Here is a 13679-nt window from a genome sequence, read left to right as displayed (position 1 = left end):
GGTCTGCACGACGCGCTCGTCCACCACCGGGGCACCCTGTCCGGCCTGCTGGCCGACGTCCCGCCGCCCGCGCCGCCGGCCGCCCCCGGCGAGGTCCGTCCGCCCGTGCCGCGCAGCGTGCACACCACCCTGGCCCTGCTGCTGGAGCACGCCCGGCCCGAACAGGCCGCGGCGGCCCTCGCGGTGTTCCCCGGCCGCACCCGTGACGCCCTCCTCGCGGGCGGCCCGCTGCCCGGCCCGGTGCTGGTCGCCGCGGTCACGGTGCACGGGGACACGGCCGCCCGGGCCGCCCTGGCCCGCCACCCGCGGCTCGACAGCCGGGTGCTGGCCCGGCTGCTGGCCGTCGGGGACGCCGGGGTCGCGGCCGCCGTCTACCGCAACCCGCGCTGCACCACGTCCCTGCGCCGCACCCTCGTGCGCAACCTCCACCGGGTGCCGATGGACGGAGAGCTGCGCGCCGAACTGACCGACGGGACGCGCCTGCCCCCGGCCACCTGGCTCACCCCGCTGCTCACCTCCGGGGACCCGGAGCTCACCGTGCGCGCGCTGCGGTGCCTTCAGACGCGCGGCGTCGTCCAGCGGCACGCGCTCGTGCGCATATGGGAGACCGCCGGACCGCAGGCCCTGGAGGCCCTGCTCGACGACGCGGACGTCCTGCGGCACCTGACCGTGCCCGTCTGCTCGGCCGTCCGCAAGGCCCTGGCCGCGGAGGACGGTTCGGGCAACGGGCTGCGCCGCCTGCGCGAGGGCGCGGAGCCCTACGAGGACCCCGCCCGGCTGCCGGCGCTGCTGGCCACCACCCGGGGCACGAGCAGCCTCGCCGCCCTGCTGGCCGAGCCGTACGCCCACGACATGGCGGCCCTCGCCGAGGCGCACGCCGCGACCCCGTTCATGCCCAAGGCCTGCGAGGAACTCGCCCGGCACGAGGCGGCGGACGACGCGCAGCGCCTGGCGTTCCGGCTCAGCGTCCTCAATGAGCCCTGGCGCGTCGCCGGACGGCGCGTCGGCAACGCGGAGCCGCCCGAGCGGCGCCTGGCCCGGGAACCGCTCGACGACTCGGCCGCGCAGTGGGCGGAGGGCATGGCCAGGGCCGGACTCCTCGACCCGGCCGGCCTGATCCGCACGGCCCGCCCCGCCGTGCACGCGGTGGCCGCGCTGGCCCGGCTCACCGAACGCGGCCTGCTCACCGACACCGCCCTGGACGAGCTCGCCGCCCTCGCCGCCACCCACCTCGGCGACCGCCCCGAGGCCTGGGCGGCCCTGGACACGACCCTGCCCGCCCACCAGGGCACCCTCGCGGAGCTGCTCACCGAGGTCGGCCGCACCCCGGAGCCCCGCCCCGCCCAGCCGATGCCCCCTGCCGACACGGCGGCACCGACGCACCCCGGAACACCGGCCCGGCCCGCAGCCGCCGCGCAGTCCACGGAACCGGCACAGCCCGTGACGTGCCCGCAGTCCGCGGAACCGCCCCAGCCCGGAGGAGCCGCGCCGTCCGGAGCGCCCGGGGTGACCGGGCAGGCCGCCGGGGCGCAGACCGAGGCGGCGGCGCAGGCCGGGACACTGCCGGCCGCGGCCTCCGCCCGACCGGAGGATCCGGCGCAGCTCGCGCCCGCCGGGCAGGCCGGGACGCCGACCCGGCCCGAAGCGCCCGTTCGGATCGGGGCACCCGGGCAGGCCGGGCCGTCGGCGGTGCCGGGGGCACCCGGACGGGACGCTGCGCCCGGGACGGCCGGGCGTGGTGTGGCCGGCGCTTCGGTCGAACAGGTCCCGTCGTCGCCGGAGGCCCCCCGGACCCCCGACGCGCGGGCGGCTCTCGCCGCCCTCGACCTGCTGTACTCCCTCGCGCCCGCCGGCGCCCCGCTCCCCGAAGACCCCGCCGTCCTGCGCTTCCTGGCGCACCACCGGCAGGAGGACGCCCCCGGCCTGGCCACCCCCCGCTGGCTGGCCCGGGCCTGCGCGGCCGCCGGGGTCGAACCGCCCGACGGCGCCTGGCACACCGCCCCCACCGCAGAGGAGGTCCGCGCGGAGCGCCCCCGCTCCTGGGGCGCCGGCACCCGGCGCATCGAACAGGCCTACACCCAGGGCCTGCTCCCCGCCGACGAGCTGGTAAGCCTGATCCCGGCGCGGGACTTGGTCCTGCTGCCCCACGACTGGCGCCGCACGGCCTTCGCGTCGGCCTGGCGCGGGGCCCTCGCCCGGCTGCTCCGCGCGGAACTGGGCACGGACCCCGACGCCTGGCTCCGCCTGGCGCGCACCGCCACGCTCCACGGCGGCCTGGACCGGCCCACGGACGAGGGCGGCCCCGGCTGGGCCGAACTCCTGCGGCTCTCCCGTACCGAGGACCCCGGACCGGACCCCCACCTGCCGTCCGACCAGCCCGCCCACGGTGCGACGAGCAGCCCCCCGACCACCCCGGACGAGGCGCTGCGGCTGGTGGCGAGCGGCAACCGGCGCTGGGCCTGGCCCCTCGGCACCCTGCTGTCCCTGGCCGACGCCGACGTGGTCGACGCGGTCCTGCCCCGCCTCGGCCCCGACGGGCCCTGGCTGCTCGCGGCGTACCTGCTGCGCTACGACCGGACCCCGCGCGTCCTGCTCGACCGGCTGGTCGCCGGACGCGACCCCGAGGCCCTGCGCGTGCTCGCCTCCCAGTCGCGGCGGCTGACCGAGGACGCCAGGGACCTCCTGGTCGACCTCGACGACCCCGAGGTCGACCTCACCCTCCTGCGCCACGGCTGCAGCTCCCACCTCGCGGCCCGGATCGTCACCCGCCCCCACCGGCGCACCAGCGCCCGGCTCCTGGCGGAGCTGGCGGCGGACCCCTCCGCCCCGCTGCCCGGGGGCGCCCTCTGGGTGCGTTCGGACGAACCCGGCCTGATCGAGGAGGTGTTCGCCCGCCAGGGAGCCGAACTGGGCTTCGCGCAGCAGGCGGTGGGCTGCCTGGGCCTGCTCGAACACGGCGGAGCCGCCCGTCTCGCGGCCCTCGCCGGCCGGGAGCTGCTCGGCCCGGCCGCCGCCCGGCTGTGTGCCAAGGCGCTCGCGTCGAAGGACCCGGCCGCCGTGCTCCGGGCCCGCGTCGCACGCGAACTGGACCCGGTCAAGCTCCTCACCCGGCTGCGCCGGGGCCCCTCGCACTGGCAGACGACCAGCGCGCTCCTGGCGACGCCCGGGGCGGTCGACTGGGAGGCCCTGGCCGCCGCGCACGCGCAGGAGCCGATCCCGAACTGGGAGTACCTGGTCAACCTCCGCAGCGCCCCCGCCGGACTGCGGCTGCGCCACGCCGAGCTGCTGCACGAGCCCGGCCCCGACGGCCTGCCCGACGGCCCCGAGGCCACCCGCGCCCGCGCCCGGTCCGGACTGGCCGGACTCCACCACTGCCCGCCCGTCACCCAGCTCGACGGCCTGCTGGCCTCGGGCGCGCTCACCCCGGACGACCTGCTGCACACGGCGGCACCGGCCGCGCGCGTCCTCGCCTACCTGAGCACCGCCGCCCGCCGCCCGGACGCCCCGCCCGGGGCCCGCACCGCCCTGGCCGCACTCGCCGCCCTCACCGGGAGCCGCCCGGCCGCCGATCCCGCCGCCTGGGCCGCGGTGGTCTCCCGGCTGACGGGCCGAGACCCCGGCTGGGACCCGGTCTCGCCCGTTTCCGTCCTCCTGGGCTGACGGTGTGTACGTCATGTGAAGAAATGTCATTGGGGGCGTTCGGGTGGGAGTCGCAGCCGCCCGCAACCGAGTGCACAGAGTAATAACTCATCACAGCCAGTAACTACACTCGGGAGGTTCGATGGACACCACACCGACGTACGCACTGTCATCCCGCACGCCCCGCTGGGCGCTCGACCCCTACCGGTTCCCCGGCCTGGAGGGCCTGGACGAGGCCGAGCCCCTCGGGGACCCCGGCGGCGCGCCCGCTCCGGCACCCGCCGCGAACCCCCACCGGCCCCCGCGCTGACGCAGCCCGCCGGGGACGGGACCACGGGCCCGTCCCCGGACCCGCCGCATCGCGAATCACCCGCCGCCGCGCACCGGCGGGGCTTACGATCTCGATCGGACGGTCCCGTCCCGCGACCGCCGCCCGCCCTGCACCCGTGGAGGTCAACCGTGTTCCGCACGGCCGAAGGACACCGCAGTCAGCGCACCAGCACCCGCCGCGGCCCCCGCGGCCGCTCCGGCCTCCGGGCCGCGGCCGGCGCCGCCGCCGCGGCCGGCATGTTCCTCGCCGTGGGCTGCTCCTCCTCCGGCGACAGCGGGCCCGGCGAGGCCGCCGGGGGAGTCCCCGTCGTGCAGAAGGGCAAGCTCACCACCTGCACCCACCTGCCCTACCCGCCGTTCCAGTTCGAGCAGAACGGCAAGGTCGTCGGCTTCGACGTGGCCCTCGTCGACCTCGTCGCCCAGAACCTCAAGGTCGAGCAGAAGATCCTCGACACCCCGTTCGAGAACTTCAAGACCGGCGCCTTCCTGAACTCCGGCCAGTGCGACCTCGCCGCCGCCGGCATGACGATCACCGACGAGCGCAAGAAGAACGTCGACTTCTCCGTCCCCTACTTCGACGCCACCCAGGCGCTCCTGGCGACGAAGAAGAGCGGCATCACCTCCCTCGCCGACGTCAAGGCCAAGTCCGCCAAGCTCGGCGCCCAGGCCGAGACCACCGGCGAGAGCTACGCCAAGAGCCAGGGGTTCAACCCCGTCGCCTTCGAGAGCTCGGACGCGGTCCTCAACGGCCTGCGCACCGGCCAGGTCGACGCCGTCGTCATCGACTACCCGGTCGTCCAGGGCTGGCTCAAGGACAAGGCCAACGCCTCCGAGTTCGTCCTCGGCCAGAACATCGACACCGGCGAGAAGTACGGCTTCTCCGTGAAGAAGGGCAACTCCGCCCTCCTCGCCGCCATCGACAAGGCCATCACCACCGCCAAGGCCGACGGCACCTACAAGAAGATCTACGAGCAGTGGATCGGTCCGCTGCCCCAGGCGGCGTCGTGACCTCTCGGCTGACCCGGCGCCAGCGGCGCCGAGTCTGGCAGGGAGTCCAGTACGCGGTCTTCGTCGCGGTGCTGGTCCTGGTGGGCGTCCTCGCCGACTGGGACCGGCTGCAGAACCAGTTCGCGCAGAAGGACCTGGTGGCGCGGCTCTTTCCGCAGATCATCACCACCGCCCTGCGCAACACCGTCGTGTACACCTTCTCCGGGTTCGCCTTCGGCCTGGTGCTCGGGCTGGTCATCGCCATGATGCGGCTCTCGTCGGTGGCCCCCTACCGCTGGGTCGCTAGCGTCTACATCGAGCTGTTCCGCGGCCTGCCGGCCCTGCTGATCTTCATCTTCGTCGGGGTCGCCGTACCGCTGGCGTTCCCCGGCACCGCGATCCCCGGAGGGACGTACGGGAAGGTCGCGCTGGGCCTCGGCCTGGTCGCGGCCGCCTACATGGCGGAGACGATCCGGGCCGGCATCCAGGCCGTGCCCAAGGGCCAGATGGAGGCCGCCCGCTCGCTCGGCTTCTCCCACGGGCGCGCCATGGTGTCCGTGATCATCCCCCAGGCCTTCCGGATCGTCATCCCGCCGCTCACCAACGAGCTCGTGCTGCTGTTCAAGGACTCCTCGCTGGTGCTGTTCCTGGGCGTCACCCTGGAGGAACGGGAGCTGACCAAGTTCGGCCGGGACCTCGCGAGCGAGACCGCCAACTCGACCCCGATCCTGGTCGCGGGCCTGTGCTACCTCCTGGTGACCGTACCGCTGAGCTTCGTGGTGCGCCGCCTGGAGGCCCGCGCGGACAAGGCCACGTGAGGAGCAGGACACCATGTCACGGACCACGGGAACGGCGGGGGCGGGGGACACGATGGGCGCGGAGCGCGCGGAGATCGAGATCCGGGGACTGCACAAGTCCTTCGGCGACAACCACGTCCTGCGCGGCATCGACCTCGACGTCGCCCGCGGCGAGGTGGTGTGCGTCATCGGGCCCTCGGGCTCGGGCAAGTCCACCCTGCTGCGCTGCGTCAACCTGCTGGAGGAACCGAGCGGGGGCCAGGTCTTCGTCGGCGGTACGGAGCTCACCGACCCCGATGTCGACATCGACGCCGCGCGGCGCCGCATCGGCATGGTCTTCCAGCAGTTCAACCTCTTCCCGCACGTGAGCGTCACCGGCAACCTCACCCTTCCGCAGCGCAGGGTCCTGGGCCGGGACAAGGAGAAGGCCGCGGCCGTCGCCCGCGAGAACCTGGAGCGGGTGGGCCTCGCGGCGAAGGCGGACGCCTATCCGGCCCAGTTGTCCGGCGGGCAGCAGCAGCGCGTGGCGATCGCCCGGGCCCTGTCGATGGGTCCGGAGGTGATGCTCTTCGACGAGCCGACCTCGGCCCTGGACCCCGAACTCGTCGGCGAGGTGCTGTCGGTGATGCGGGTCCTGGCGGGGGAGGGGATGACGATGATGGTCGTCACCCACGAGATGAGCTTCGCCCGCGAGGTCGCCGACCGGGTGGTGTTCATGGACGGCGGTGTCATCGTCGAACAGGGGCCCGCGGAGCAGGTGGTCACCCGGCCGGCCCAGGAACGTACCCGCGACTTCCTCAACCGCGTCCTGGATCCGGCGGCCGCCCCGGCCCCGGGTCCGCGCGAGGACGGCGACCGGGGGACGGCCGACGGCCAGGGTGCGGGCGGCGGCTGACCCGGCCCCGGCGGCTCAGCTCCCCGTCCGCACCGGCCGCCACAGCAGGTAGGCCCCGGCGGCCGAGACCAGGACGGCCATGCAGGCGATGAACACCAGCCCCGCGCCCTCCAGCCCGACCGGTCCCACCAGCAGTCCCACCCCGATCACCGGCACCGAGATGCCGAAGTACGCCACCACGAACAGCGTCGAGATCACCGCGGCGCGCCGGTCCTCCGGAGAGGCCCCGGCCACCGCGGACAGCGCCCCGCGGAACGCCAGCCCCTGCCCGCACCCGCCGACCAGCGCGCTCAGCACCACCAGCACCAGCAGCTCCCACCGCAGGGCCGCCGCCAGCAGGGCCAGGCCGCCCAGCAGGGCCGCGCAGCCCAGCGGCAGCGAGCGCCCCTCCCCGAACGGGCCGACCGCCAGCTGTCCGGCGGTGGAGCAGAAGAAGGCCAGCGCGACGACGGCCCCGCTCACGGCGTGATCGTGTACCCCGAGCGATTCCGAGAGGAACGCCGGGCTCACCGAGGTGAACACCCCGAACAGGGCGAAGCCCACGAACGAGGCGATCGCCGCCGGCCCGAACACCGGCCGCACCGGCGGGGGCAGTCCCGGCCGCTGCGGCCGTACGGCACGCAGCGGGCCCCGCTCCCGCACGGTCTCCGGCAGCCGCAGCACCACGGCGGCCGCCCCGGCCACCAGGGCGAGGTGCACGGCGAACGGCAGGTACAGCGGCCAGGGCGCGTACTGCGCGAGCACCCCGGCGAGCAGCGGACCGCAGCCGAGGCCGCCCATGTTGGCGGCCGTGGCCACGAACGTGGCCCGGCCCTTGCCCCCCTGCGGGGCCAGCTCGAGGACGTACGCCGTGGCGGCCCCGGTGAACAGCCCGGCCGACAGGCCCGACAGCAGCCGTCCCGCGTACAGCCAGGGCAGCCCGGAGGCGGCCAGGAAGCAGACGGCGCTCCCCGCCGCACAGCCCAGCCCCGCCAACAGCACGGGCCGCCTGCCCACCGCGTCCGAGGCGTTCCCGGCCAGCAGCAGGACACCGATGACGGCGAAGGCGTACACCGCGTACACGACCGTCACCGTCAGCTCGGAGAAGGAGAACTTCTCCTGGTACAGGCCGTAGAGCGGGGTGGGCAGCGTGGTGCCGGTCATGCACACCGCGAACACCGCCCCACCGAGCACACAGGGCCGCCACCCTCGCCGATCACCGTCCATGCCGCCGACGTTAACCCCGCCCGCCACCCCCCGCTCGGCAGGCGCGCGCCGCCGGCGGCTTCCGGATCCGGCCGACTACACGGGGCAGGGCCGGTACTCGAGGCTGAGCTCCCGGTCGACGGCGTAACTGGTCCTCATCGACGCCTCGCTGACCTTCTGCCAGGAGCCGTACTTGGCGTAGAGCTGGTCCGCGGTCGGGCCGAGCGGGTTGCCGTACTTGGCGATGTTCCGCTCCTCGAGGATGCGGACCTCTTCCGGGCTCATGCCCGCCCGGGTGATCTCCTTGGCCTGGTTGCGCATGTCGACCAGCTCCCGGGCGATCTCCTCGTCCGAGGCACCGGCCTCCCGCATGTCGGCGGCGGTGCGGTGCATGTCCTCCAGGAGGCGGTGGTAGCTCATGCGGGTGCGCTGGGCCTCCACCTTCTCGTCCATCGGCAGCACCCGGATCCGGCAGACGACCGGATCGGTGCTGGGGCACGGGTCGTCGGCGGGGACGGGCGGGGCGAGGGGCGCGGTGATGACCGAGCCGCACTGCTCCCAGGCGGCGGCCGAGGAGGAGGCCGCGGTGGTGACCAGGGCGACGGCGGCCAGGAACGGTACGAGGGCGCGGCGCAGCCGCGCGGAGTGGGTAGGCATGCCCCGCATCCTCGACGGGCGAGCGCTGCAAGATCACGCAGACCCACCGAGGATCACTCCAACGAGGACGCGGCGGCACTTCTCGTGTTACAGGGAGTAGTCCAGTACGTAGGAGTGCCCGCCGTCCTCGGACCGGTGTATCTCGAAGGTGCCCGAGAGCCCCGCGAGTTCGCCGGAGCCCGTTCCTTCGACCACGCGGATCGCGAGCCGTTCGCCGTGGCTGCCGGGTGCGCTGTGCTGGAGGACGAAGGAGCCGCTGCGGCCGTCCAGTTCCCCCTCGAACAGTTCCACGGCGACGTAGGCGGCGGGGCCGCCCGCGGTGTCGGCCACGGACAGCATGTGCACCGTGCTGCCGCCGACGAGTCCGCCCTGGAAGCTCTTGGTCATCCGGACCCGGCCCAGCCCGGCTCCCGGGCCGCCCTTCTCGACCGTCTCCGGTTCGAACGAGGTCACGTCGAACGTCCCGGTCGTGCTGCTGCTCATCCTGCCACCCCCGTGAGTGCCGGCCACTGCGACCACGGGAAGCCTCGCACACGCCACTGACAACGCCCGGCGCGGCCGGGCCTCCACCGGTCCTCCGGTGCCGTGCGAGTCATGGTCCAGCCGGGCTGCGGCAGGCGCTGGCACCGTATCGGCACGGACGCGGGCCGGATGGCATGCGCATTCCACCGCCGCTCCGACCCGGATACGGCGGTCCTGCCGGGCCCACCTGCCCCGCGCGTGCACGAAGCCTGCCGACCGGGAGGCCCAGAAACAAAGGAGTTCCCCTGGTGAAGACCGTTCTGATGTCGGGGCGTACCCGACGGGACTCGGCGCACGACAAGGAGCCCGGGCTGCTGCGGATCATGAAGGAGGACCTGGACGTCGTCGTCGCCCAGGACCCCTCCATGCGCAACCGCCGCGAAGCACTGCTGCACGCCGCCCTGCCGGCCCTGTGGGCGCACCGCGTGGCCCACCGCCTGCACCGACGTGGCATGCGCATGACAGCCGGGCTCATCGCCTGGCAGGCGCGCCGCAAGACCTCCGTGGAGATCCATCCCGGTGCCGTCCTCGGCCGGCGGGTGTTCATCGACCACGGCGCGGCCGTCGTGATCGGCGAGACCGCCGTGGTCGGCGACGACGTGACGATCTATCACCAGGTGACCCTGGGAGCGGTCGGCTGGTGGAGCGACAACAAGCGGCCCGTGGGTGAACGCCGCCACCCCGTGGTGGGCCACCACGTCGTGCTCGGCACCAACGCGACGGTCCTCGGCCCCGTCACCATCGGCGAGCACGCCGTCATCGGGGCCCAGGCCCTGGTCAACAAGGACGTCCCCCCGGGAGCCCGCGTCCTGGCCGCCACCGCCGTGATCAAGGCGGTCGGCGAGCAGCCGCAGCCCATGGAGGACCTGTACGCGGTGACGGCCTCGGCCGGCTCCTGGTAGGCCCCGCGGCCACCGCACCCCTTCCCCGCCTCGCACCCTCCCCCCACGAAGACTGCGTCGGCGTACGGGCGGACCGTACGACCACCCCCGACAGGCAGCCGCACGACCCGACTTGTGAGGAACCACACGTGGAAAGCCGTAAGACGCGCCCCATCGCCGACAGCATCGAGGACCTGATCGGTTCGACCCCGCTGATCCGCCTCCACTTCGAGGACACCGCCCCGGGCACGCACGTGCTGGCCAAGCTCGAGGCCGCCAACCCGATGTCCACCAGCAAGGACCGTGCCGCCCTCTACATGCTGCGGGCCGCCGAGGGCCGCGGCGAGCTCACCCCGGGCAGCGGCACGGTCATCGAGGCCACCTCCGGCAACACCGGCATCTCCCTGGCCGCCCTCTGCGCCGCCCGTGGCTACCGCTGCGTCATCGTGCTTCCCGACAGCGCCACCCGTGAGCGGATCGGCATGCTGCGGGCGCTCGGCGCGGACGTCGTGCGCACCCCCCGGGAGCAGGGGTACTCCGGAGCGATAGCCAAGGCCGAGGAGCTGCACGCGGCGACCCCCGGCTCCTGGTTCCCCCGCCAGCACGAGAACGCCGACAACGTGCGGGCCCACTACGAGACCACCGGCCCGGAGATCTGGGCGGACACGGAGGGCCGCGTCGACGTCCTGGTCTGCGGCGTGGGCACCGGCGGCACCCTGACCGGCACGGCCGCCTACCTCAAGGAGCAGAACCCGGGGATACGCGTCGTCGCGGTCGAGCCGGAGAACTCCCCGGTCCTCACCCAGGGCACCGGCGGCCTGCACCGCATCCCGGGCCTCAACGGCGGCTTCGTGGCCCCCACCACCGACGTCTCGCTGATCGACTACGTGGTGACCGTCACCGACGAGGACGCGGTCGCCGCCGCCCGGCAGCTCGCCCGCCGCCAGGGCATCTTCGCCGGGGTCTCCTCGGGCGCCGTCGCCCACGCCTCGGCCCGGCTGGCCGCCCACCCGGACTACGTCGGCGCCTCGATCGTCACCCTGCTGCCCGACACCGGCGAGCGCTACCTCAGCCTCTGGGAAGAGGAGGAGGCGGCCGAGGCCCGGCAGCCGGCCCGCAGGCCCTCCGCCGCGCGCCGCCCCGCCCCTTCGCAGACCGCACCGGCCCCGCAGGAGTCCCCCGAGCAGCCCCTGGCCCTGATCGCGAAGTCCTGAGCACGAAGACCACGAAGGCCTGAGCGCGAAGGCCTGACCCCGCCCGCCCCGTCGGCCACCCTCGCGGTGGAAGGCGGGGCGGTGCCGCTTCCCGGGCCGTGAAGTCGGGCCGCTCGAAGGAAAGTTGCGGAACGGTGCCCTCCGCAACGGAATCCGAAGCGAAGAAGCCCGTTCGCCATTGATTCGCAAGTTACCTGCGGGTTTGGCTAACAAAAACATGGCCGGTGACTTGCGTAACCCCGTGACCTCCGACAGTATCGGCCCCGTTCCGCCTCACAGCGCCCGGACGAGCACCGGCAACCCCGTGCCGTCCCACGCCCCGCGAGCCGCCCGATCCGAGCGGTCGCCCGTACGCGCCCACCTCCGAGGCACACCCCCCTTCCCACGCGACCCCCCGTCGCGTTCCCTCTCATTCACCTACCCTCGAAGGCAAGGCAGAGATGGCACCACTGGCCTCGCGCCGACGTACCCCGGCAGCCGACCACCACCCCGTGGACGTGGTCCCCCCGTTCTCCCAGCTGTCGTTGTACGGCTTCCAGCACGTCCTGGCGTTCTACGCCGGCGCGGTCCTCGTACCGATCATCCTGGGCAACAGCCTGGGACTCTCCCCCCGCGAACTCGTCTACCTGATCAACGCCGACCTGGTCACGGCCGGCATCGCCACCATCATCCAGGCCTGGGGCTTCTGGCGGATCGGCGCCCGCCTCCCGCTCGTCCAGGGCGCGACCTTCACCGCCGTCTCCCCGATGATCGCCATCGGCCAGGGCGCGGGCGGCGGGACCGCCGGACTGCTGGTGGTCTACGGCGCCGTGATCACCGGCGGCATCGCCACGTTCCTGCTCGCGCCCTTCGTCGGACGGCTCGCCAAGTACTTCCCGCCGATCGTCACCGGCACCCTCCTCACCGTCATCGGCATCGTGCTCATACCCGTGGCCCTGCAGGACGTCGGGGGCGGCTCCGACCTGATCGGCAAGCCCGGCTTCGGCGCCCCGGAACACCTCGCCTACGCCGGCGGCACCCTCCTGCTCATCCTGCTCCTCTCCCGCTTCGGCGGACCCTTCCTGCGCAGCGTCGCCATCCTGCTCGGCCTCGTCGGCGGCACCACGGCCGCCTGGCTGCTCGGCGACGCCGACCTCGGCCCCGTGGAACAGGCCGACTGGCTCGGCGTCAGCACCCCCTTCCACTACGGCGTCCCGCAGTTCCACCTCTTCCCGATGCTCGCGATGGCCGTCGTCATGGTCATCACCATGGTCGAGACCACCGGCGACGTGTACGCCATGGGCGAGATCACCGGCCGCGAGGTCGACGGGGAGACCGTCGCCCGGGCCCTGCGCGCCGACGGCGTGGCCACCGTCCTCGGCGGCGTCTTCAACTCCTTCCCGTACGTGGCCTTCGCCGAGAACATCGGCCTCGTCCGGATCTCCCGGGTGACCAGCCGGTTCGTCGTGGTCGCCGCCGGCTTCCTGATGATCCTGCTGGGCCTGGTCCCCAAGGCCGGAGCGGTCGTCGCCGCCGTCCCCCACCCGGTCCTCGGCGGCGCCGCCGTCGCGATGTTCGGCATGGTCGCCACCGTCGGCATCCAGATCCTCGCCAAGGTCGACCTCAGGGAGGAGCGCAACGCCCTGATCCTCGCCCTCAGCCTGGGCGCCGCGATGCTCCCGGCCGCCGTCGGCCCGTTCTTCGAGCGCATGCCCACGGAGCTGCGGGCCGTCCTCGGCAGCGGCATCACCCTCGGCAGCCTCACCGCCGTGCTGCTCAACCTGTTCTTCCACACCCCGACCGGTCGCACGGCACGGGAGGAGATCGACTGGGACGCCTTCGCCGACGCTCCGCCGGCGCGGTGATCCGCCCGTGTCCACACCCCCGTTCTCCCCCGCCGAGGCCGCGGCCGCGCGGCTGCGCCTCGGCATGACCCCCACCCAAGTCGTCCTGGCGATGTCCCAGTTGGGCGTGGACCGGCCTCCGGAAGCGGTCCACGCCTGGGAAACCGGAGCGGTCGCCCCGTCCGAACCCGAACTGTTCGCCCTGGCCGACGCCCTGTGGTGCCCCGTCGCCGTCCTCATGGCCGTGCGCCCGGCAGCCCTGCGGGAACACCGGCTGGCCCGCGGGTTCACCGCCGAACGCCTGGCACTGCGCATCGGCATGGACCCGGACGCGTACGCCCGCGCCGAGGCCGAACACCGGTGGCCCGGCACCGACCGCCAGACCCTGCTCCTGGCCGACGCCCTCGGCCTGAGCTCGGAGGAACTGCTCGACGTCCTCGACCGGGACAACGAACTCGCCGGCCTGCTGCGCCAGGCCGTCGAGGGCCGCTGGAAGGCCCACGTCGACGCGCTCGCGCACCTCGTCCAGGCCGACGAGCGGCGGGTGGCGCGCGCGCTGAAGGCGCTGCACCGCGAGTACACCCGGTTCGACGAGCGCTACATGGGCCACCTCGTCGCCCGCAACGACGACGCCCGGCTCCGCGAGATCGCCGCGGACCGGGCGGCCTGGCTGCGGGCCCTGCCGGACCGCTTCCGCGCCCTCGCCGGCGTCGGCCCGGACCCGTCCGGGTACTGACGCCCCCGCCACC

The 13679-nt window shown here is 74.2% G+C and carries 11 protein-coding genes and 1 pseudogene; 9 read left to right on the top strand and 3 right to left on the bottom strand.

Features of this window, described 5'->3' with window-relative positions; translation table 11 throughout:
- The 5 genes and pseudogenes from ACFVXK_RS21675 to ACFVXK_RS21655 all read left to right on the top strand — a co-directional run.
- A pseudogene (locus ACFVXK_RS21675) lies at positions 1-3660 on the top strand (hypothetical protein); the annotation flags it as partial.
- Between the two features lie 121 nt (positions 3661-3781).
- Positions 3782-3949, top strand: a complete 168-nt coding sequence (locus tag ACFVXK_RS21670; protein ID WP_389614047.1) for a hypothetical protein — start codon at positions 3782-3784, stop codon at positions 3947-3949.
- Between the two features lie 257 nt (positions 3950-4206).
- Positions 4207-4977 carry an ABC transporter substrate-binding protein gene (locus ACFVXK_RS21665; protein WP_389614050.1) on the top strand — a complete coding sequence of 257 codons (771 nt, stop codon included), beginning with the start codon at positions 4207-4209 and terminating at the stop codon, positions 4975-4977.
- Complete coding sequence (locus ACFVXK_RS21660) at positions 4974-5774, top strand: amino acid ABC transporter permease (protein ID WP_389614045.1); 801 nt, start codon at positions 4974-4976, stop codon at positions 5772-5774. Before ACFVXK_RS21665 ends, ACFVXK_RS21660 begins: the two co-directional genes overlap by 4 nt.
- Before the next feature lie 13 nt (positions 5775-5787).
- Positions 5788-6648, top strand: a complete 861-nt coding sequence (locus ACFVXK_RS21655) for an amino acid ABC transporter ATP-binding protein (protein ID WP_389614043.1) — start codon at positions 5788-5790, stop codon at positions 6646-6648.
- Between the two features lie 15 nt (positions 6649-6663).
- Here the strand turns inward: ACFVXK_RS21655 and ACFVXK_RS21650 are convergent, their stop codons facing one another.
- The 3 genes from ACFVXK_RS21650 to ACFVXK_RS21640 all read right to left on the bottom strand — a co-directional run bounded on the left by ACFVXK_RS21650 (position 6664) and on the right by ACFVXK_RS21640 (position 8973).
- Complete coding sequence (locus ACFVXK_RS21650; RefSeq protein ID WP_389614041.1) at positions 6664-7854, bottom strand: MFS transporter; 1191 nt, start codon at positions 7852-7854, stop codon at positions 6664-6666.
- Between the two features lie 75 nt (positions 7855-7929).
- Positions 7930-8490 carry a hypothetical protein gene (locus ACFVXK_RS21645; protein WP_389614039.1) on the bottom strand — a complete coding sequence of 187 codons (561 nt, stop codon included), beginning with the start codon at positions 8488-8490 and terminating at the stop codon, positions 7930-7932.
- An 87-nt stretch (positions 8491-8577) separates the two neighbouring features.
- Positions 8578-8973: a DUF3224 domain-containing protein gene (locus ACFVXK_RS21640; protein ID WP_389614038.1), complete on the bottom strand. Its 396-nt coding sequence runs from the start codon at positions 8971-8973 to the stop codon at positions 8578-8580.
- A 302-nt stretch (positions 8974-9275) separates the two neighbouring features.
- On the opposite strand from ACFVXK_RS21640, the gene epsC reads away from it, so the two are divergent.
- The 4 genes from epsC to ACFVXK_RS21620 all read left to right on the top strand — a co-directional run bounded on the left by epsC (position 9276) and on the right by ACFVXK_RS21620 (position 13666).
- Positions 9276-9914, top strand: coding sequence for a serine O-acetyltransferase EpsC (epsC, locus tag ACFVXK_RS21635; protein WP_389614048.1), 639 nt, complete (start codon positions 9276-9278; stop codon positions 9912-9914).
- Between the two features lie 128 nt (positions 9915-10042).
- On the top strand, positions 10043-11107 hold the full coding sequence (locus tag ACFVXK_RS21630) for a PLP-dependent cysteine synthase family protein (protein WP_389614036.1): 1065 nt from the start codon (positions 10043-10045) through the stop codon (positions 11105-11107).
- Between the two features lie 440 nt (positions 11108-11547).
- Positions 11548-12951, top strand: coding sequence for a nucleobase:cation symporter-2 family protein (locus ACFVXK_RS21625; RefSeq protein WP_389614034.1), 1404 nt, complete (start codon positions 11548-11550; stop codon positions 12949-12951).
- Positions 12952-12958: 7 nt separating this feature from the next.
- On the top strand, positions 12959-13666 hold the full coding sequence (locus ACFVXK_RS21620) for a transcriptional regulator (RefSeq protein WP_389614032.1): 708 nt from the start codon (positions 12959-12961) through the stop codon (positions 13664-13666).
- Positions 13667-13679 lie beyond the last annotated feature (13 nt).

Source organism: Streptomyces sp. NPDC058157 (genome assembly GCF_042884105.1).
In the GTDB taxonomy this organism is placed as follows: Bacteria; Actinomycetota; Actinomycetes; order Streptomycetales; family Streptomycetaceae; genus Streptomyces.
The sequence above is the reverse complement of the archived record's forward strand: the minus strand, read 5'-3'. Positions and strand labels throughout refer to the sequence as shown.